This is a genomic window from Pseudomonas sp. IT-232MI5 (genome assembly GCF_949767845.1).
Lineage (GTDB): Bacteria > Pseudomonadota > Gammaproteobacteria > Pseudomonadales > Pseudomonadaceae > Aquipseudomonas.
Map to the genome: position 1 here is coordinate 586620 of NZ_CATKQE010000011.1, position 20281 is coordinate 606900.

14 protein-coding genes are annotated in these 20281 nt (G+C 59.9%); 5 read left to right on the plus strand and 9 right to left on the minus strand.

Annotation, left to right across the window (positions count from 1 at the left end; genetic code table 11):
• Positions 1–84: 84 nt before the first annotated feature.
• The 7 genes from ACM6JQ_RS11590 to ACM6JQ_RS11620 form a co-directional block, all read right to left on the minus strand.
• Positions 85–1287 (minus strand): efflux RND transporter periplasmic adaptor subunit, encoded by a 1203-nt coding sequence (locus tag ACM6JQ_RS11590; RefSeq protein ID WP_008082123.1) that lies wholly within the window; start codon positions 1285–1287, stop codon positions 85–87.
• A gap of 15 nt (positions 1288–1302) precedes the next feature.
• Positions 1303–2772, minus strand: a complete 1470-nt coding sequence (locus ACM6JQ_RS11595; protein ID WP_414893840.1) for an efflux transporter outer membrane subunit — start codon at positions 2770–2772, stop codon at positions 1303–1305.
• The gene (locus ACM6JQ_RS11600; protein WP_077573642.1) at positions 2762–3244 is read right to left on the minus strand and encodes a MarR family winged helix-turn-helix transcriptional regulator; all 483 of its coding nucleotides are present in this window, start codon (positions 3242–3244) and stop codon (positions 2762–2764) included. Before ACM6JQ_RS11600 ends, ACM6JQ_RS11595 begins: the two co-directional genes overlap by 11 nt.
• Positions 3245–3473: 229 nt before the next feature.
• Positions 3474–4793 (minus strand): hypothetical protein, encoded by a 1320-nt coding sequence (locus ACM6JQ_RS11605; protein ID WP_414893841.1) that lies wholly within the window; start codon positions 4791–4793, stop codon positions 3474–3476.
• A 118-nt stretch (positions 4794–4911) separates the two neighbouring features.
• Positions 4912–8586: a translocation/assembly module TamB domain-containing protein gene (locus ACM6JQ_RS11610; RefSeq protein ID WP_414893842.1), complete on the minus strand. Its 3675-nt coding sequence runs from the start codon at positions 8584–8586 to the stop codon at positions 4912–4914.
• A complete protein-coding gene (locus ACM6JQ_RS11615; protein ID WP_095113704.1) occupies positions 8583–10310 on the minus strand; it encodes an autotransporter assembly complex protein TamA in 1728 nt (575 codons plus the stop codon). Before ACM6JQ_RS11615 ends, ACM6JQ_RS11610 begins: the two co-directional genes overlap by 4 nt.
• 66 nt (positions 10311–10376) lie before the next feature.
• Positions 10377–11027 carry a GNAT family N-acetyltransferase gene (locus tag ACM6JQ_RS11620; protein WP_007912451.1) on the minus strand — a complete coding sequence of 217 codons (651 nt, stop codon included), beginning with the start codon at positions 11025–11027 and terminating at the stop codon, positions 10377–10379.
• Between the two features lie 320 nt (positions 11028–11347).
• On the opposite strand from ACM6JQ_RS11620, the gene xthA reads away from it, so the two are divergent.
• Both xthA and ACM6JQ_RS11630 read left to right on the plus strand, forming a co-directional pair.
• Entirely contained in the window at positions 11348–12160 is an 813-nt protein-coding gene (xthA, locus tag ACM6JQ_RS11625) for an exodeoxyribonuclease III (protein WP_007917227.1), read from the plus strand.
• Positions 12161–12348: 188 nt separating this feature from the next.
• A complete protein-coding gene (locus ACM6JQ_RS11630) occupies positions 12349–13683 on the plus strand; it encodes a substrate-binding domain-containing protein (protein ID WP_007917229.1) in 1335 nt (444 codons plus the stop codon).
• A 157-nt stretch (positions 13684–13840) separates the two neighbouring features.
• Here the strand turns inward: ACM6JQ_RS11630 and ACM6JQ_RS11635 are convergent, their stop codons facing one another.
• Complete coding sequence (locus ACM6JQ_RS11635) at positions 13841–15070, minus strand: acyl-CoA dehydrogenase (RefSeq protein ID WP_007917231.1); 1230 nt, start codon at positions 15068–15070, stop codon at positions 13841–13843.
• 157 nt (positions 15071–15227) lie between these two features.
• On the opposite strand from ACM6JQ_RS11635, the gene ACM6JQ_RS11640 reads away from it, so the two are divergent.
• The 3 genes from ACM6JQ_RS11640 (at position 15228) to ACM6JQ_RS11650 (ending at position 17758) form a co-directional block, all read left to right on the plus strand.
• Positions 15228–16163 carry a LysR family transcriptional regulator gene (locus tag ACM6JQ_RS11640; RefSeq protein ID WP_007917233.1) on the plus strand — a complete coding sequence of 312 codons (936 nt, stop codon included), beginning with the start codon at positions 15228–15230 and terminating at the stop codon, positions 16161–16163.
• A 152-nt stretch (positions 16164–16315) separates the two neighbouring features.
• Positions 16316–16714 carry a MerR family transcriptional regulator gene (locus ACM6JQ_RS11645; RefSeq protein WP_007917234.1) on the plus strand — a complete coding sequence of 133 codons (399 nt, stop codon included), beginning with the start codon at positions 16316–16318 and terminating at the stop codon, positions 16712–16714.
• A 144-nt stretch (positions 16715–16858) separates the two neighbouring features.
• Positions 16859–17758 (plus strand): hydroxymethylglutaryl-CoA lyase, encoded by a 900-nt coding sequence (locus ACM6JQ_RS11650; RefSeq protein ID WP_123376218.1) that lies wholly within the window; start codon positions 16859–16861, stop codon positions 17756–17758.
• A gap of 666 nt (positions 17759–18424) precedes the next feature.
• Here ACM6JQ_RS11650 and ACM6JQ_RS11655 read toward each other — a convergent pair.
• Positions 18425–20122: an AMP-binding protein gene (locus ACM6JQ_RS11655; protein ID WP_414893843.1), complete on the minus strand. Its 1698-nt coding sequence runs from the start codon at positions 20120–20122 to the stop codon at positions 18425–18427.
• Positions 20123–20281 lie beyond the last annotated feature (159 nt).

The following is a 20281-nucleotide window of genomic DNA, read 5'->3' on the forward strand; positions in this document are numbered from 1 at the left end:
TCGCGATAACGGTGTATCAGTCGAGGAATTGGGTCTGACACACCGCTATCGCGAGCAGGCTCACTCCTACAAAGTCAGTGCAGGTCAGCGTTGTGCGGTTTTGCTCACCGCTGCGCTGTTGTCGTGGATCAGCTGCGCAATCATCGCGTCGGCTTCAGCCAGTTGGCGGTCGTAGACGTTGGTGCTGAACGACGCTTTCTGCGGTGGCTGCTGTGCTAGCACCGGGCCGCTCTGGTCGTGCAGGTTCACTTCAACGTTGGTCGACAGACCGACGCGCAGCGGATGCTTGGCCAGTTCTTCGGCGTTGATGTGAATCCGCACCGGCACACGCTGCACGATCTTGATCCAGTTACCGGTGGCGTTCTGCGCTGGCAGCAGAGCAAACGCGCTACCGGTGCCGGCGCCGAGGCTGTCGACGGTGCCGCTGTACTTCACGTCGCTACCGTAGATGTCGGACTCGATATCGACCGGCTGACCGATGCGCATATCACGCAGTTGGGTTTCTTTGAAGTTGGCGTCGATCCACAGTTGATCCAGCGGAATCACCGCCATCAACGCCGTGCCCGGCTGCACGCGCTGACCGAGTTGCACGGTGCGCTTGGCGACGTAACCGGTGACCGGCGCGATCAAGGTGCTGCGGGCATTGGTCAGGTACGCCTGACGCAGATCGGCAGCGGCCGACATCACGTCCGGATGCGACGACACCACGGTGTCATCGACCAGCGCGCTGGTGGTTTTCAGTTGCTGCTTGGCGTTGGCCAGGGCGTTTTGCGCCGAGGTCAGGTCATCGCGAGCGTGGGACAGTTCTTCCTGGGAAATCGCCCCGCCCTGCGCGAGGTTTTTCCGGCGGTTGTAGTTGTCCTGGGCTTTCTGCACTTCGGCCTGTTGCGCATTGACCTGGGCTTTCATGCCGTCAACGTTGCTGTACAAGCCGCGCACCTGACGCACGGTGCGCGCCAGTTTCGCCTGCGCACTTTGCAGGCCGACTTCAGCGTCGTTCGGGTCGAAGTTGATCAGCACCTGACCTTCGTGAACCAGATCACCATCGTCAGCGCCAATGCTGACCACCGTGCCGGTCACCAGCGGGGTGATTTCAACGACGTTGCCGTTGACGTAGGCGTCGTCGGTGCTTTCGTTAAAGCGCCCGATGAACTCGTGATACGCCCAGACGCCGGCGCAGGCGAGTGCAACCACAACGGCCAGCACCAGCAGCATGACTTTGCGCTTGCGCGGGTTGCCGGTATCCGGGGTGTTGCCTTGAGCTTGGGTGTTTTCGGCAGTGGCCATGACAATTACCTTGAATTAGTTGTGCGGCGTGGCTGGGCTGGCGTTGGCTGCGGTCAGGGTGTCACCCTGGAAGCCGCCGCCCAGCGCTTGCATCAGTTGAATCGACAGGTCGATCTGCTCGGCATTGAGGTTGGCCAGTTGACGCTGGGCCTGAAGCAATTGCTGCTCGATGCTGAGCACGTCCAGGTAGTTGCCGATGCCGGAACCGTAACGCTGGACGACGGTGTTGTAAGAATCCTGGGCAATGTCGGTGGCGTGTTGCTGCGCACCGATCTGCCGGCCGATGTCACGCAACTGGTTGATCGTGTCGCTGACATCGCCCAGTGCCTTCACCAGACTTTTGTTGTACTGCGCCACCGCCAGGTCGTAATCGGCGTCGCGCGCATCGAGGTTGGCGCGCAGGCGTCCGCCGTCGAAGATCGGCACCGAAATGGTCGGGGCAATGTTGAAGAAGCGACTGGCCGAACCGAACATCGCATCACCCAAAAGGGATTCGGCGCCGGCCGAGGCCGTCAGGTTCAGGTTCGGATAGAACTGGGTTTTCGCCGAGTCGATATCCTTGCTCGCCGCTTCTACACGCCAGCGCGCAGCGACCAGATCCGGGCGCCGACCGAGCAGTTCCGCCGGCAACACTGACGGCACGGCGACCGCGCTGGCTTGCAGGACTTTCGGCCGAGCAATTTCGTTGCCGCGATCCGGGCCTTTGCCGAGCAGCACGGCCAGGGCGATTTTCGCGCTGTTCAGGCGTTTTTCCGCGTCGATCAGGCTGGCCTCGGAACTGGCTTCCAGACTTTGCGTTTGCTGGAACTGGTACTGGCTGTCGATCCCGGAACTCAGGCGACGCTGGCTCAGGTCGAGCATCTGCTTGGTGCGCTTGAGGTCTTCGTTCGCCAGGTCATAAACGATGTGCGCCTGACCGAGATCGCTGTAGGCACGAGCGACATCGGCAGCAAGCGTCAACTGCGCAGCCTGACGATCAACTTCAGCGGCGCGGGCCTGACCGAGTGCAGCTTCCCAGGCATCACGCTGGCCGCCCCAGAGGTCGAAGTTGTAATTGAAACCGGCGCTGACGTTACGCACGGTGGCGTAGGCATCGCCCTGCCCCAGCGGATCCTGATCCTTGGCCAGACGCGAACGGCTGATGCCGGCGCTGGCGTCGAGGGTCGGATAACGTTCGGCATCGGCGGCATACGCGGCGGCGCTGGCCTGATGGGCGCGCGCTTCGGCGATCTGCATGTCCGGGCTGTCGTGCAGGGCTTCGCGGATCAGACCGTCGAGTTGCGGATCGCCGAGGCTGGTCCACCAGTCGCTTTTCGGCCACGCGGCCGGCGACAGCGTTACGCCACTAAGCGATTGGCCAGTTTTCAGGGTTTTCGCATCGAGGCTCGCACCTGAAGTATCGAGGCCGCTGTAGTTGGCGCAACCGGCGAGGATCATCGCCGACAGCACCAGCGTCAGGCTGCTGCGCAAGGTTTTACCGCTCATTGTGTTCACCTAAGCGCTGGATGGTGATCGGGTCACCGGCTGCCAGCAGGATTTTCTTGAGGATGTATTCCAGGGTCTTCAACTCGTCCGGAGTGACGGCGCCGGCCAGTTCATTCATCGCGTCGGCGCCGATGTGCGGCAAGCGATCGGCCAGTTGCTGGCCTTGTTCGGTCAGCTTGAGCTGCACCTGACGGCGATCGCCTTCGCTGCGCTGGCGAGCCAGAAAGCCTTTCTGCTCCAGACGATCGAGCATGCGTGTCATCGAACCGCTGTCGAGCGACAGATGCCGGCACAGCTCGGCCGGGGTGTCGACGCCGAACTGGGCCATGATGATCAACACCTTGAACTGCGCGGCGGTGATTCCGTGGGGTTCCATGTGGGTGTCGATGATCCGGTCCTTGAGCAGCGCAGCACGGCCAAGCAACAGGCCGAGATGGCAATGTTTGAATTCGTCCGGGGTGAAATGCTTCATTTGCTCACCTAATAACTGCCTAGGCAGTGAATGTATGTCGAGATGTTACTGCCTAGGCAGCGAATGTCAACGCAATAGTTAGGCTGCTTTGCAATTAGTTGACCAGTGGAGTTGGTTTTTGTGTTGCACAGGCGGACGCCATCGCGAGCAGGCTCACTCCTACAAGGGAACGCATTTCAAATGTAGGAGTGAGCCTGCTCGCGATTGGAGCGACTCGGTGTGAAGTCGGTCAGGATTCGTCAGTTGGATGCACAGGTGGCGGCTGCACAGGATGTACCTCGCGCCCCCGCAACGCAGCGCCCACATACCCAAACGCACGCTTGCTCACCGCATAAATGCTGTGCCAACCCGGCGGTGCCGGCTCGATGGCGGCATGCAACGCCCGCGCATAATCGAGCACCAGTCCGGGCGTCCACGCCATCGCCTCTGCCCGTTTGCGCACTTGCGCGGCAACCCAGAACTCGGGGCTGAAAATGACCCGGGCGAAATCCAGCATGCTCGAATGGCCCCGGTTCATCGCTCCCTCAAGGGCCGCTTCGAGGCTATGAGCGACGGCGCTGGAACAATTGCGACTGGTCAGGTTGTACGTGCTGTTCTGCCGATACGCAGTCCAGAACGCATGCAAACGCCGGGCGTCGTAGTGGGCAAAACTGACCTGCACCGAAGACGGACACCAGTCAGCCACCTCCCCCGCATAATCCGGCAAAAACCTGCCGGCAACATCGTTGTTCGGCGTCGCCCGCAGCAGTCGCACAAAATCCCCCGCCGAACGATCGATGTCGTCCTGCGGGTAATGGCTGATGTAAATGTCCGGGCCACATTCCAGCGCCGCATGACCGGCGGAGATCACGCCGTTGATATCGACCGCCGCGATGTAGCGGTTGAGCAGGCGGTTGCGCACTAAGGTGTCGTCGACGGTGCCACTGGGGGTCCAGACGTGAATCACCATCGCGTCGCTGCTGGCCGGCGCACTGACCGACAAAGGGCTTGTCAGCGGCAGCTGGTTTTTGAAGCGCACGGCTTGCCGCAACAAGGCGCAACCGGTCAGGAAAAGGCTCATGCCAATGCAAAACGGCACCGTGCCCTTATACAGCGTCGGATACGGCTCGAGGATAAACACGCCAAAGCCGATTTCGAACAACCCCGCCAGCAACGACACCTGCCAACCGACAAAGCGCACCACCAGCGCCGCCGCCAACCGAAAGCCGCCATCGAGCAGAAAAGCCCCACCAAACAGCACCGCCAGAATCAGCCCGGCGGCATGTTGCCGGTCGACGATCAGCAGCCCCAGCAAGAGAAAAGCCAGTCCGCGCGCTCTGCGCAGGGCCGCAGCGGTCCCGGCTTGTGGTGCGGGCACCAGCAGCAGGATCAGCGCTTCGAGCAACAACAGATAGCCGAAGAGATGCAGCGGGAAATACAGCACGCCGTCCAGCGCATCAATGAAGATGCCCACACCGGCCGCGCCCCAGACAATGCCCGTCAGCGCCAGCGCGGACCAACGCTTGCGGACAAAGTCGTGACCGAGCAAGACCATACTCAAGCGGATCATAGGCGTCTCTGTTGTTTTCGGGCAGCCGCCAATCGCGCAGCATTCAAGTAGCGCTGAGTCTAATTCATTCTGCAAAAGCCGGATCGCAGCGACGCGACCCGGCCATGGGAAACGCGCGTTAGAAATCGCGTTTGTAGAAGATATCCAGCGAACTGGCCACGCCACTGGCCGCTTCGACATAAACCTTCTTGCTCAGCTTGTAGCGCAGCGCGATGGTGCTGGCCGGTTCAAACACGCCCACGCCATAACGCAAACTGAGCTTCTCGGTAATATTGCCGCTGGCCACAACACTGGTGGCATCGCCGCTGCCCGCCGTGTCGAGCTGGAAGTCCTGAATCCCCAGATCCTTGGCGAGGCTGCTGGTGACCCCGGAACTGCCCATCAAGCCCAGACCCAACGCCGCTTGCGCGAGCATGTTGTTGTCTTCGCCGTTGGTGCTCAGCGGTCGGCCGAGGACCAGATAGGAAAGCGCCTGCTCCTGGCTCATCGCCGGCTCGGAGAAGATCTGTGTGGTCGGCTGCTCGGCGCTGCCGCTCAGGCGAATACCGGCGATCACGTCGTCGGTCTGGCGGATCGCTTCGATGTCCAGATACGGCTGATCGAGGGGGCCGGCGAACAACAGACGCGCACGGCGCACTTGCAGGCGCTGGCCGTAGGCACTGTAGCGGCCGTCGTTGAGCCACAGCTCGCCACGGGTGTCCATGTTGTCGCCGATGTGCACATGACCTTGCACGTTGGCGGTCAGGCCGAAACCGGCGAAGGCCAGTTTGTCTTCGCCGACCACCACGTCGATGTCCATTTTCATCGCCAGCGGTGGTTTGCCCTCTTCGGTCTGCGCGCCGACGATGATCGTGTCATCGGAGACTTTCACCGTGGATGGCGGCAATTCGCGCACGGTGATTTCGCCTTTGGGCACCTGCACTTTGCCAGCGATCTTCAGTTCGTCGCCAGCCATGGAAATCTTCAGGTCCGGCGCGACCTCCAGCTTGGCGTACGGCTCGACGGTGACCGGCAATTGCGTGCCCTTCAACGCCAGATCGACCACCAGCGCCTGCCCCCAGGCCACATTGCCGTTCAGACTGCCCTGCCCGCTCTTGCCGCTTTTCCAGCCGCCGTCGAGGCGTACCGATTCGCCGGCAATCAGGGCGGTGAGTTGCAGATTTTGCAGCTCCATCGGCAACTCGGCGCCGGACACTTCGCCGTCGCTGAGTTGCACGGTGCCGTTGACCAGCGGTGCAAGCAATCCACCGGAAATCGTGCCGCTGCCATTCAGGCGGCCGGTGAGTTTCTCGACCATCGGCACAAACGGCCGCGCCACCGACAGATCCAGCCCGCTGAGGCGGAACGAGCCGCTCAGCGGTTTGTTTTTCGGCAGTGGATTGAGCTGCGCCTGCACCAGCAACTCGCCGAGTTTGCCGCCGACGAAATTGAGTTCGGTGTCGACGCGCTTGGGCGTGAGTTTGCTGGTGAGTTTCAGGGTCTGATACGGGAAATCCAGCCACTGGTCCTTTTCCTTCATGCGCAAGGTGCCGCCGCTGGCGTCAATGCTGACCACGCCGTTGGGGCCGCTGGCCGGCAGATCCAGTTGCAGGTCGGCGTTCAGCTTGCCCTTCCAGGCAAAGTCTTTCGGCAGCCATTGCGCGAGGCTTTCGATCGGGAATTGCTTGAGGTGATAGCGCAATTTCGGCTCTGGCATCAGCCGCTGATCTTCACCGCACAGGCTGGCATTGCCGGACATCCAGCAATGCGCGCCGAAATTGATTTTGCCGTCAGCCAGACGTTCTAGCTTGGCCGGGCTTTGCAGTTTCCAGTCCTGGCCACCGGCCTGAATGTCGCCGCTGGCTAAACGCCCGCGCCAGTTGCCCTTGTCCAGATTGCCATCCAGACCAAGGGCCAGTTTCAGTTTCGGCCCGATCAGGTCGAGGTTGAGTTTCTGGTTCTTGATGTCGCCTTGGGCGCTGGCGGTCAACACGCCCAGGTTGGTGTCACCTGCCTGAATCCCGCTGCCTTTCAGATCGATTTTCGCCCGTTGCGCGCTGTCGAGGGTGGCGTCGAGATTGAGGCTTTGCAGGCGATTGTCCTGGAACGCCAGTTGCGAACCTTGCAGGCCAAGTTTGCCCTGCGGCGCCTTCAGCGTGCCGGCCACATTGACCTGGCCGTTGACCTGCCCGCGCAGTTGCGGCCAGAGCTGGGCCAAGCGCGACAGCTTAATGTCGATCTGCCCGGTGAGCTTCTGTTGCAGACTGCCCTTGCCGCTGATGCTGTTATCGCCGAGGCGGATTTGCAGGGCGTTGAGATTCCACTGCTCGCCAGCGCCGTCGGCCTTGGCCTGGAGGATCGCCGGTTGACCGCGCAGCTTGCCTTTCAAGTCGAGATCGGCGGTGAGGCTCAGCCGTTCATTCTTCATTTCGCCTTGGCTTTTCAGTGGCCCGGCCAAAGTGCCCGGCAACTCGGCGACCCAGTACGCCGGATTAAGCGCCGACAGATCCAGCGCCGTGTCCCAGGCGATACCGTCGGCGAACTGCACATTGACGTGCCCTTCAGCCTTGCCCTGCCCGGCTTGCATTTTCAATTGCGGCAAAGCGATCTGTTTAAGGCTGCCGCTGAACGGACTGCTCAACGTAAACGCGCCCGCCGGGCCATCCAGTGCGGCGGCGAAGTTACCGAGATATTGGCCGTCGGTGTAGGAGACCTCACCAGTGAACGTACGCAAGGCGACTTGTGGCTCGTCGATTTCGTTATAGAGCCTGTGCCACGGAAAATCCTGCCAGTTGATATTGGCTTGCGCGCTGAGGCCTTTGCTCCAGTCGACACTGCCGGTGAGCTTGAGGCTTTGTTTATCGTTGGCCGTCAGGTCGAGGCCGGCAATCTGCGCGCCGCTGGCGTCGACTCTGCCTTTGAGCAACAGCGCCACCGGGCCTTTGTCGGCGGGCAGCGTGGCGTTGCCGTTGAGCTGGTAGCCGTTTTTCAGGTCGCCTTCGCCGGTCAACAGCAATTGATTGAGTTGCAGCGTGTCCGGTAAATCAGCACTCGGTTTGAACGCCTCGGAGGTGATACGCAGTTTCGCCGGGAGGTTTTCCGCCAGCGGTTGCAGTTCGCCGCTCAACTGGCCGTCGAGGTAACCACGGCTGTCGGCGTGCAGGTTGAGGGTTTTCAACAGGTCGCCGTCGACTTTCAACGCCAATGTCCACGGTCCCGTGCCGGGAGATGGCAACGTCAGGTCACCGGCGATGTTCAGCGGCCAGTTGCCGGTCGGCGCGAGTGTGCCGGACAGGTTCAGGCTGAGGTCGTCGCGCTGCAATTTCACGCTGTCGATCTGCATGCCCTGAGCGGTCCAGTGCGCCACCAGTTGCAAGCCCTTGAGCTGTTCGCTGCCGTTGAACAACAGGTTGCCGACCTGCACGTCGCCCAGTTCGATGGCCACCGGCAATTGCAGATCCGGTAGTTTGATCGGGCCGCTCTCGGAGGTTTCTTCGCTCGGCGGGAATTGCAAAATGACCTGATCTGCCTTGAGCTGTTCGATGCACAGGGTCATGCGCGTCAGGCACAGCGGCGACCAGGCGAAGATTGCCTTGTTCAGTTCGACGCGGCTGCTGTCCTGCTGCCACAGCAGATGATCGGCACTCCATTGTCCGCCGAGGCGTCCCTGGAAATTCTCCACTGTCAGACCCGGTACGAGGCCCAGCACCCAGCGGCTGCCGGCCGCCGTGCCGAGTACGGCGGTGACACTCAACACAATCAACAACACCAGCGCCAACAACGCCAGCGCCGTAATTTTCAAACCACGCTTCACAGCTCAGGCCCCATGGAAAAGTGCAGCCGGATGCCGCCATCGTCGTCGAGTGCGTGGGCCAGGTCGAGGCGGATCGGCCCCACCGGCGAGACCCAGCGCACACCAATACCGACGCCGGTCTTGAGGTTCGGCAGTTCGAGTTTGTTGAAAGAGTTGCCCTGATCGACGAAAGTCGCGACGCGCCATTTCTCGGCGATCGAGTATTGATACTCGACGCTGCCGGCGACCATGTAACGCCCGCCGATCCGGTCACCGTCGGAGTTTTTCGGCGACAGACTCTGGTAATCGTAACCGCGCACGCTCTGATCGCCACCGGCGAAGAAGCGCAGCGACGGCGGCACCGAGTTGTAGCCGTTAGTGGCGCTGCCGCCGACCTGCACACGACCAAGGAAGCGGTGTTTGTCGAATACCGTGGTCAGGCCTTTGACCAGCGCGGTGCCATATAAAAGGTTGTTGTCCGAGCCGAGGCCTTCCTTCGCCACTTTGCTCTCGAAGCTCAGGCGATAGCCGTTGTGCGGGTCGATACGGTTGTCGCTTTTCAGGTACGAGTAGCTGATGCCGGGCATCAGCAAGGTACTCAGGCCCGAATCGTCGCCGAGTTCATATTCTTCGCGCTGCCATTTCAGCGAGATCACCCGCTGCCAGCCGCTCGGCAATTTGCTGTGCCATTCCGGGCCAAAGGTCAGCAGCTTGCTCAGCGTATCGGAGCCGTCGATGTCTTCGAATTGATAGCCACCGGCCCAGCGCAGTTTGTCGGTCAGTGGCGGGTCGAGCGGGATGTCGTAGAACAAGCCGACGTTTTGCCGTGGCGCCGAGAGTTCGGCTTCCCAACCATAACTGTCGCCTTGCGGGTTGACCCAGTGGCGTGTCCAGTTGGCTTTGATGCGCGGGCCGACGTCGGTCGAGTAACCGAGGCCCAGGCCCATGGTCCGTGGCTTGCGCGTGTCGAGTTTGACCTCCACCGGGATCACGTCATTTTTCGCCGTGGTCGGTGCGGCATCGACGCGCACGCCTTCGAAATAGCCGCTCGATTGCAGATCGCGGTTCAGCTCGGCGATCAGCTCGGAGTCGTACGGTTCGCCTTCCTTGAACGGCACCATGCGTTGCAGCAGGTCTTCGTCGAACGGCGTGTCACCTTCGAATTTGACTTTGCCCAGCGCATAACGCGGGCCGCTGTCGTAGATCAGTTCGATGTCGGCCACCCCGGCGCGCGGGTCGACCATGAGTTTTTGACTGGTGAAATGGCCACTGAAGAAACCGAAGCGTGAAGCCTGATTCTGAATAAGTCTTTTGGCGTCTTCGTAACGCCCATGGTTGAGCACCGCACCGGACTTGAGCGCGTCGCTTTTCGGTACACGAAAGGATTTGAGGGAGGCAGCCGGGCCGTCGACACGAATGGTGACGTTGCGCAGGTGAATAGGCTCGCCGGGATCGATGTTCAACACCAAGCGCGGCTTGTCGCCGCCCTTGACGTCACTTTCAATCTGCGGCTGGTAGTAGCCCAACGCCTGGGCCGCCTTGCGCGCCTGCTCTTCGGCACCGCGACTGAAGCGCTGCAGGGCTTCTTCGTCACGGTCGCCGAGACTGCCGATATAGCCTTCTATATTGGCCTTGAGTTCATCGTTGGACGGTTTGATCCGCACATCCAATTCACTTTGCGCCAGCGCCGCGCAGCTGGTTAACAGCATGAGCACGCCACTGGTAAATCTTCCTGGAAACTTCATAGGCGCGGATGCTATCACGGGCTTGGGAGCGTGATAGAACAGGAAATTTCCCCAGAAGTTCGATTGTTATGCTGTTGCAGTTTGTAACACCTGCGGGTTGGCGTGGAAAAATACGTGTTCGCGCACCGGTCCGACGGCAACCTCGCCGATCTCCTCGTAACCCTGCCTTTTATAGAATTCCAGATAACGCGGGTTGCCGGTGTCGAGCACCACACCTTGCGAGGTTTCGTCGACCGCGCACCAGTTGTGTACCGCCGTCAGCAATTGCTCGCCGAAATGTTTGCCCTGGAACTGCGGGTGAATCCCCAGCAGCGGCAGCATGTGCACGGAATCGCTGGGCACGCAGGCGGCAACGGCATCGTGGTATTCAAGGTAGCGGCGGGTGCAGCGGAAACCGGTGCTGAGCACCATGCGCAGGCGCCACGCCCAGCTTTCGGTGATGCCCAAACGGCGTTGCGGTGGCGCGATCAGGGCGATGCCGATCAGGCGGTCGTTGACCAGCAGGCCGATGGCCGGCAGATCCTGCAGAAAGTGTTGTTTGACCAGTTCGCGCACCGTTGCCCGCACGCGCTGTTCGTAGCCGGGGCGCTCAGCTTCGAACAGGTAGCCGAAGGTCGGTTCGTGGCGATAGGCCTGATAAAGCAGCGAGCGGGCTTCGCGCGAGTAGCCGCGGTCGAGCATATGAATGTCGGCGATGGCGGTCTGGGTTTCAGGCATGACGGTGATTCTCCCCGGGCGCGTTCAAATGGCGGCGCTCTTGTTGGTACGAACCTTTTGGCAGTGACACAGTTCCCCACAGGTATAGACCAACTCGGGATCTTCATCGACCGGGTTGGCCCCATCGCTGGCAAGCCAGCTCCCACAGGTTTCTCTGGTGTACATGAATGTTATGAACGACGCGGACATTGTGGGAGCTGGCTTGCCAGCGATGGGGCCCTCCGAGGCAACACATGTCCCACAGGCCAAAATGATTTCTCCCACACTGGCCCATCTCCCCCATGTCAGCTAGCATCGCCCTTTTGCCAGGACTGCCGACCATGAAGATCGTTTCCTTCAACATCAACGGACTGCGCGCCCGTCCGCATCAGCTGGCAGCGCTGATCGAAAAACATCAGCCGGACGTCATCGGCCTGCAGGAAACCAAAGTCCACGACGACCAGTTCCCGCTCGAAGAAGTCCGCGCCCTCGGCTACCACGTGTACTTCCATGGCCAGAAAGGCCATTACGGCGTGGCGATGCTCTCGCGTCAGGAACCGATCGCCATCCACAAAGGTTTCGCCACCGACGAAGAAGACGCCCAGCGCCGCTTTATCTGGGGCACCTTCGCCGACGCCAATGGCGTGCCAGTGACGATCATGAACGGCTATTTTCCACAGGGCGAAAGCCGCGACCACCCGACCAAATTCCCGGCCAAGCAGCGTTTCTACAGCGATCTGCAAACGCTACTGGAAAGCCAGTTCCACAACGAGCAGCCGCTGGTGGTGATGGGCGATGTGAACATTTCCCCGGAAGACTGCGACATCGGCATCGGCCCGGACAACATGAAGCGCTGGCTGAAAACCGGCAAATGCAGCTTCCTGCCGGAAGAACGCGAGTGGATGGCGCGTCTGAAGAATTGGGGTTTGACCGACAGTTATCGTCACCTGAACCCGGACGTGACCGACATGTTCAGCTGGTTCGATTACCGCAGCCGTGGTTTTGAAGATGAGCCGAAGCGTGGCCTGCGCATTGACGTGATTCTGGCGTCGCATGGTTTGTTGCCAAGGGTGAAGGCCGCCGGTGTTGACTATGAATTGCGCGGAATGGAAAAGCCGTCCGATCATGCGCCGATCTGGCTTGAGCTCAGCTGATCCCCAGCCCTACGCAATACCTGTAGGAGTGAGCCTGCTCGCGATAGCGGTGAATCAGACGACATAAATGTTGACCGGTACACCGCTATCGCGAGCAGGCTCACTCCTACATTGAATCGGTGTCATCTTTCGGTCATGCGTCTGACTTAATCTCCCCGGCAATCCCCTTGGCTTGATTCGGTGCCGGCATGACCCTGCGTGTTCTGTGCGTGTTTCTCTTGAGTGCGTGGCTGACGGTTTCTGCCGCCGCCCTGCCCCTTCCTGAAAACGGCCCGGCGCTGCGCATTCAAGGCTCCAACACCATCGGCGCCGAACTCGGCCCGGCACTGGTCGAAGGCCTGCTGCAGGAACAGGGTTTGCTGAAGATCCACCGCGAAACCCCGGACACCGCTAATGAATTGCGCATCGTCGGCCAGACCCACGAAGGCAAACGCGTGGTCGTTGAAGTCGCCGCCCACGGTTCCAGCACCGGTTTCACCGCGTTGAAAAATGCCAGCGCCGACCTGGCGGCGTCCTCTCGCGAGATCAAGGACAGTGAGCTGCTCAGCCTGCAAACGCTTGGCGATCTGAAAAGCCCGGCCGCCGAGCAAGTCATCGCCATCGATGGCCTGGCGATCATCCTTCATCCCGACAATCCACTGCATCAACTCGACACAGAGCAACTGGCGCGGATCTTCAGTGGTGAGGTGAAAACCTGGGAAGACCTCGGCGGACGTGGCGGCGCCATTCATTTATATGCGCGCGATGATCAGTCCGGCACCTACGACACGTTTAAGGAATTGGTCCTCAGCCGGCGTGGGAAAAGTCTGAGCAGCAACGCGAAAAGGTTTGAGTCCAGCGAGCAATTGTCCGACGCAGTCAGCGCGGATCCGCAAGGCATCGGCTTCATCGGTTTACCCTACGTGCGCCAGGCCAAAGCCGTGGCCATTGCCGATGGCGCGTCGCAATCGATGTTGCCGCTGAACAGCCTGATCGCCACCGAAGACTATCCACTGTCGCGGCGCTTGTTCTTCTATCTGCCGCCCGACAGCAAGAATCCGTGGGCAAAGGCATTGGTGACATTTGCGCAAAGTCGTCAGGGCCAGGCAATTGTCGCCGCCAACGGTTTCATCAGTCAGACCGTGCATGCCATGAGCGTCGCGCCGAATGCGCTGATGCCCGAGGGTTATCAATCCCTCAGCCGTCACGCCCAGCGTCTGACGGTGAATTTCCGGTTTGAAGAAGGCAGCGCGAGTCTGGATAACAAGGCGCGGCAGGATCTGGCACGGGTGTTCGACTATATAAAGCGCCATGACAAGACCGAGCGCGCGGTGACATTGGTCGGGTTTGGTGATGCCAAGGACGACCCGGCGCGGGCGGATCTGCTGTCGAAGCTGCGGGCGATGGCGGTGCGGCGGGAGTTAGTGAAAAACGGCGTGGTGTTGCGTGAGGTTCGTGGCTTTGGCGCGTTGATGCCGGTGGCGGCGAACAATGCGGATGAGGGCAGGATCAAGAATCGGCGGGTTGAGGTTTGGGTGTATTGAGTCTGATGTTGATGTGTTGCACCTGCTGACGCCATACCCGATCGTTCCCACGCTCTGCGTGGTAACGCCGCCATGGACGCTCCGCGTCCACTGTGACGCAGAGCGTCACGGGATGCATTCCCACGCAGAGCGTGGGAACGATCAACGCGGTGCTGGATCAGCGCTCGCTTCGCAGCATCTCCTTCGGCACATATTTGCCGATCTCGAACTTGCCAATCGCCGCGCGGTGCACTTCGTCCGGGCCGTCGGCCAGGCGCAAAGTACGTTGCATGGCGTACATGTAGGCCAGCGGGAAATCGTTCGAGACCCCTGCCCCACCATGCATCTGGATCGCCCGGTCGATCACGCGCAGCGCGACGTTCGGCGCAACAACCTTGATCTGCGCGATTTCGCTCTTCGCCACTTTGTTACCGACGGTGTCCATCATGTACGCCGCTTTCAACGTCAGCAGACGTGCCATGTCGATTTCCATCCGCGAGTCGGCGATCTTGTCGACGTTACCGCCCAGACGTGCCAGTGGTTTACCGAAGGCAGTGCGGCTCACCGCACGTTTGCACATCAATTCCAGTGCACGTTCGGCCATGCCGATCGAGCGCATGCAGTGGTGAATCCGGCCTGGGCCAAGACGACCTTGAGCGATTTCGAAGCCGCGCCCTTCGCCGAGCAGGACGTTTTCGTACGGCACGCGCACGTTGTCGAACAGCACTTCGGCGTGGCCGTGCGGAGCGTCGTCGTAACCAAACACCGGCAGCGGACGAACGATTTTTACCCCGGGAGTATCGACTGGCACGAGGATCATCGAGTGCTGGGCGTGGCGCGGCGCATCTGGATTGCTCAGGCCCATGAAAATCAGGATTTTGCAGCGTGGATCACAGGCGCCGGAGGTCCACCATTTTTTACCGTTGATCACCCACTCGTCACCATCACGCACGGCGCGGGCGGCCATGTTGGTGGCGTCGGACGAGGCTACGTCAGGTTCGGTCATGGCGAATGCCGAGCGGATTTCGCCGCGCAGCAACGGTTCGAGCCAGCGCTGTTTCTGTTCTTCGTTGGCGTAACGCACCAGCACTTCCATGTTGCCGGTGTCCGGCGCCGAGCAGTTGAACGGCTCCGGGCCTAACAGCGAGCGGCCCATGATTTCTGCCAGTGGCGCGTATTCGAGGTTGCTCAGACCGGCACCGAGTTCCGACTCCGGCAGGAACAGATTCCACAAACCTTCGGCTTTGGCCTTGGCTTTGAGCTCTTCCATGATCGCGGTCGGCTGCCAGCGATCGCCTTCGGCAACCTGGCGTTCGAACACCGCCTCAGCCGGATAAACGTAAGTGTCCATGAACGCGGTCACGCGCTCACGCAGTTCTTGCACCTTGGGCGAATAAGCGAAATCCATGATCAATTACCTTCTTGGGCAGAGGTTGTTCAAGTCATGCAATCGATGCTAGAACAGCGCTGATAATTTACCTAGCCTATTCTCGGCGTGTATAAACATTCATCACCGATATATGATCCAGTGATCGTCAGCCCTTAAAAACAAGAGAAGCCGCGTTATGAATCTGAGCAAGGTCGACCTCAACCTTTTCATCGTCTTCGACGCGATTTACACCGAAGCCAACCTGACCCGCGCCGGGCAGATTGTCGGCATCACTCAGCCGGCGGTGTCCAACGCATTGGCGCGGTTGCGCGAGACCTTCAACGATCCGCTGTTCGTGCGCACGGCTCAGGGCATGGTGCCGACACCGATGGCACAGAACATCATCGGCCCGGTGCGTAACGCGCTGTCGTTGCTGCGTGTGTCGGTACAGGAAAGCCGCATTTTCAACCCGGCACAAGCGGTCAAGACTTACCGCATCAGCATGACCGACCTCACCGAGGCGGTGATTTTGCCGCCGCTGTTTCAGCGCCTGCGCCGCCTGGCGCCGACGGTGATCATCGAAAGTTTTCTGTCCAAACGCCGCGAGACCACCAAAGAGCTGGCCGCCGGGCGTCTGGATTTCGCCGTGGATGCGCCGCTCAACACCGACCCGCAGGTGCGCCACGTCAAGCTGATGGAAGACCGCTACGTCTGCGCGATGCGCAAAGGGCATCCGATGGCGGGCAAGGAAAAGCTCTCGCTGGATGATTACCTGTCGCTGACCCATATCCACATTTCCAGCCGCCGCAGTGGTTTGGGTTATGTCGATCTGGCGCTGGGCAAAATGGGCATTCAACGCAAGATCGCCCTGCGTTCGCAGCACTATTTGATGGCATCGCAAGTGATGCAGCAGACCGACATGGTCATGACCGTGCCGGAGCGCTTTGCCCGTCGCCATGAACTGCAGGCGTTTAATCTGCCGGTGAATGATGTGCCGCCGGTGGAGACGCATCTGTATTGGCATGAAAGCACTGACCAGGATCCGGCGAATCGCTGGATGCGCGAGCAGATGATCGAGTTGTGCCAGCAGGTGACGGCGCAGGAGAAGAAGCTGGATAAGCAGGTGGTGTAAGGAAAGATCAAAAGATCGCAGCCTTCGGCAGCTTCTACATTTGGAATCTATCACCCCTGTAGGAGCTGCCGAAGGCTGCGATCTTTTTCTTGCTTGACGTAAACGTCAACCTGCCATTAGCTTAGCGCCAAGACCTTTTTCCGAGCGCTTCCATGAGCAGCCAGACTTACAGCATCTCCGACCTCGCCCGCGAGCTGGACATCACCACCCGGGCGATCCGCTTTTATGAAGAACAAGGCCTGCTCAGCCCTGAGCGCCGTGGCCAGGAACGCATCTATTCGCCGCGCGACAAGGTCAGCCTGAAGCTGATCCTGCGCGGCAAGCGCATCGGTTTTTCGCTGGCCGAATGCCGCGAATTGATCGAACTCTACGACCCGTCCAGCGGTAACACCAAACAGCTCAACAGCATGCTGGCGAAAATCACTGAGCGTCGCGAGCAGTTGGAACAGCAGTTGCTGGATATCGAACAGATGAAACTGGAACTCGATACCGCTGAAGAGCGCTGCGTCCAGGCGTTGGAGCAGACGCTGAAGAGCCAGCAGGCGATCTGACTAACAACATAAATCCCCCTGTAGGAGTGAGCCTGCTCGCGATAGCGGTGTATCAGTCACGCAATTTTCATCTGGCACTCCGCGATCGCGAGCAGGCTCACTCCTATAGGGGTTCTCCACAAATTCAAAAGAGCAGGTCAGCCCATGTCCCTCCCCTCCCAAGTACGCCTGATCGAAGTCGGCCCGCGCGATGGCTTGCAGAACGAAGCCCAACCGATCAGCGTCGCTGACAAGGTGCAACTGGTCGATGCTTTGAGCGCCGCTGGCCTCGGCTATATAGAAGTCGGCAGTTTCGTCTCTCCGAAATGGGTGCCACAAATGGCCGGTTCCGCCGAAGTGTTCGCGCAGATTCAGCGCAAGCCCGGCGTAACCTACGGCGCACTGGCGCCGAACTTGCGCGGATTTGAAGACGCCATCGCTGCCGGGGTCAAGGAAGTCGCGGTGTTCGCCGCCGCCTCCGAAGCGTTCTCGCAACGCAACATCAACTGCTCGATCAGCGAAAGCCTGGCGCGCTTTGCGCCGATCATGGAAGCCGCGCAGCAGCACGGCGTTACCGTGCGCGGTTACGTGTCGTGTGTGCTCGGTTGCCCGTACGAAGGCACGGTCGCGCCGGAGCAAGTGGCGATGGTCGCGCGCGAGTTGTATGCGATGGGCTGCTACGAAGTTTCGCTGGGCGACACCATTGGCACTGGCACTGCGGGCGCGACGCGCCGCTTGTTTGAAGTGGTGTCGGCTCAAGTGCCACGGGAAAAACTCGCCGGGCATTTTCACGACACCTACGGTCAGGCCATGGCCAACATCTATGCCAGCCTGCTTGAAGGGATTTCGGTGTTCGACAGCTCTATCGCGGGCCTCGGCGGCTGCCCGTACGCCAAAGGCGCGAGCGGTAACGTTGCCACCGAAGACGTGGTGTACCTGCTCAACGGCCTGGGTATCGAGACCGGTATCGACCTGGACGCCTTGATTGCCGCGGGTCAGCAGATCAGCGCGGTGCTCGGTCGCCCGAGCGGTTCACGCGTGGCCAAGGCTCGTAGCGCGCAGTAAGGGGGGAAGGTGTTACCGCTGTGTCCGGAATGTGGGTTTAAGCGAGTAACACGGAAACAAATTGTCTGGTTTCGCTGGAGCGAAAATCTGCCGAAATTTCCAAATATTTGATTTATAAGGTTTTTTAAAAGTTGGCACGGCTTCTGCTATCTCTATGGCATAACAAGAATAAAAAGCAGCAAACCAATAAAAATAAGACGTACCGACTCTGACATAACAAAAACAACACGGCAGAGACGCAGCTAACAGATTTTTTTGGAGAAGGTGTGCTTTTCAGGGTGCTCTCAGGAGTGACCCGCAACCGGGCAGAGAACAATAAAACTACCTTCAGGTAGCTCCCGAATCGGTTGGATCGCTTAGCGAGAAAGCAGATCAGCGCTCAAAAAAATACGTTTGCTCTTGACCCCGGATGGGGGTCGCCAAAAACAGCGGTAAAGGGCCACGGTTGCCAAAAACAACAACAGACCGACCCTCAATAATAAAAAAGAGCACGCGACGACAAAATTAAAGGGGAGCTTCGGCTCCCCTTTGTGCTTTCTGTGATTTGTGTTTTCACCGCAAATCCCTGTGGGAGCTGGCTTGCCAGCGATGGCGTCAGGTCAGCCAGCATCAATGTTGAATGATCCACCGCAATCGCTGGCAAGCCAGCTCCCACAGGGGTGGTGGTTAACGCTCGATTGTTTTCAGTTCTTCGATACTGATCTCACGCATCCTGAATTTCTGGACCTTGCCCGTCACCGTCATCGGAAACTCTTCAACGAACTTGAAGTGTCGTGGCGTCTTGAAGTGCGCGATGCGTTCCTTGCACCAGGTTTGCAGCTCCAGCTCCGTGGCGCAGTGGCCGGGGTGGAGTTTGATCCAGGCGACAATCTCCTCACCGTAACGCGAGCACGGAATGCCGATCACCTGCACATCCGCCACCGCCGGATGGGTGAAGAAAAACTCCTCGAGCTCACGCGGGTAAATATTCTCGCCGCCACGAATGATCATGTCCTTGTTACGCCCGGCGATGTTGACGTAACCCTCCTCGTTCATGCTCGCCAGGTCGCCGGTGTGCATCCAGCCCGCGTCATCGATGGCTTCGGCGGTGGCTTGCGGATTGTTCCAGTAACCGAGCATCACACTGTAACCACGGGTGCACAGTTCGCCAATGGTGCCGCGTGGCACGAGGTTGCCGGCCTCGTCGATGATCTTGCTTTCCAGCTGTGGCTGGGTGCGGCCGACGGTGGTCACGCGCAATTCCAGCTCATCGTTCGGCCCGGTCTGCAGTGACACCGGACTGGTTTCGGTCATGCCGTAAGCAATTTGCACTTCACTCATGTGCATTTCGCTGATCACCCGGCGCATCACTTCGATCGGGCACGTCGCGCCGGCCATGATCCCGGTGCGCAGGCTCGACAGATCGAATTCGCTGCGTTGCGGCTGGTCGAGCATGGCGATGAACATGGTCGGTACGCCGTAAAGACCGGTGGCTTTCTCTTCGGCGACGGTTTGCAGGGTCAGTAAAGGATCGAAGGCATCGTTGGGGTAAATCATCGTGCTGCCGTGGGTGATGCAGCCGAGGTTGCCCATGACCATGCCGAAGCAGTGATACAGAGGCACCGGGATCACCAGGCGATCGCGCGGGGTCAGGCCGATGCTTTCGCCAACCATGTAACCGTTATTGAGGATGTTGTAGTGGCTGAGGGTCGCGCCCTTGGGGAACCCGGTGGTGCCGGAGGTGTACTGGATGTTCACCGGCTGATCAAAGTGCAGGCTGTTGCTGCGTTCGTGTAGTTGTTCGGGGGAGAGGCTGGCGGCGAGATCTGCCAGCTCCGACCACGGCAGGAAACCTGAGGGTGGCTGCGCATCGAGGCTGATCACGCCGCGCAGTTCGGGGAGGCGTTCGCTGCGCAGTTGGCCGATGGGTTGCTCGGCCAGTTCCGGCATCAGGCCTTGCAGCATGCCGTGGTAGTTGGAGGACTTGAACGCCCCGGCGCAGACCAGCCATTGGCAGCCGGATTGTTTGAGCACGTATTCCAGTTCGGAACTGCGGTAGGCCGGGTTGATGTTGACCAGGATCACGCCGATTTTTGCGGTGGCGACTTGCGTGATGCACCACTGCGCGCAGTTCGGCGCCCAGATACCGAGGCGGTCGCCGGCCTGCAAACCCAAAGCGAGCAGCGCCCTGGCGTGCAGGTCCACCGCTTCGGCCAGTTGTCGCCAGGAATAACGCAACTGCTGATGGCGGACCACCAGCGCTTCACCGTCGGGGTATTGCGCGACAGTCTGATCGAACTTCTGCCCGATGGTCATCGCCAGCAAGGCTTTGTCCTGTGAACCACGGGTGTAGCTGCGCGGCGGGTTTGCACTGGGTTGATCCATGACGACCCCTATTGTCTTTATTTACGGGTTGCCGACGGTCACTTGTAGGAGTGAGCCTGCTCGCGATCTCGATCCATTAGTCAACACTTACGTCGACTGACACGACGCGATCGCGAGCAGGCTCACTCCTACAAAATCTAATCAGCTTTCAATCTTGAA

What these genes read in the sequence shown, in the direction of transcription:
- ACM6JQ_RS11600 (WP_077573642.1), bottom strand. Translation starts at nt 3,244, where the DNA reads ATGAAGCATTTCACCCCGGACGAATTCAAACATTGCCATCTCGGCCTG.
- ACM6JQ_RS11620 (WP_007912451.1), bottom strand. Translation starts at nt 11,027, where the DNA reads ATGCCTGAAACCCAGACCGCCATCGCCGACATTCATATGCTCGACCGC.
- ACM6JQ_RS11640 (WP_007917233.1), top strand. Translation starts at nt 15,228, where the DNA reads ATGAATCTGAGCAAGGTCGACCTCAACCTTTTCATCGTCTTCGACGCG.
- ACM6JQ_RS11645 (WP_007917234.1), top strand. Translation starts at nt 16,316, where the DNA reads ATGAGCAGCCAGACTTACAGCATCTCCGACCTCGCCCGCGAGCTGGAC.
- ACM6JQ_RS11655 (WP_414893843.1), bottom strand. Translation starts at nt 20,122, where the DNA reads ATGGATCAACCCAGTGCAAACCCGCCGCGCAGCTACACCCGTGGTTCA.
- ACM6JQ_RS11590 (WP_008082123.1), bottom strand. Translation starts at nt 1,287, where the DNA reads ATGGCCACTGCCGAAAACACCCAAGCTCAAGGCAACACCCCGGATACC.
- ACM6JQ_RS11630 (WP_007917229.1), top strand. Translation starts at nt 12,349, where the DNA reads ATGACCCTGCGTGTTCTGTGCGTGTTTCTCTTGAGTGCGTGGCTGACG.
- ACM6JQ_RS11650 (WP_123376218.1), top strand. Translation starts at nt 16,859, where the DNA reads ATGTCCCTCCCCTCCCAAGTACGCCTGATCGAAGTCGGCCCGCGCGAT.
- ACM6JQ_RS11605 (WP_414893841.1), bottom strand. Translation starts at nt 4,793, where the DNA reads ATGATCCGCTTGAGTATGGTCTTGCTCGGTCACGACTTTGTCCGCAAG.
- xthA (WP_007917227.1), top strand. Translation starts at nt 11,348, where the DNA reads ATGAAGATCGTTTCCTTCAACATCAACGGACTGCGCGCCCGTCCGCAT.
- ACM6JQ_RS11615 (WP_095113704.1), bottom strand. Translation starts at nt 10,310, where the DNA reads ATGAAGTTTCCAGGAAGATTTACCAGTGGCGTGCTCATGCTGTTAACC.
- ACM6JQ_RS11635 (WP_007917231.1), bottom strand. Translation starts at nt 15,070, where the DNA reads ATGGATTTCGCTTATTCGCCCAAGGTGCAAGAACTGCGTGAGCGCGTG.
- ACM6JQ_RS11595 (WP_414893840.1), bottom strand. Translation starts at nt 2,772, where the DNA reads ATGAGCGGTAAAACCTTGCGCAGCAGCCTGACGCTGGTGCTGTCGGCG.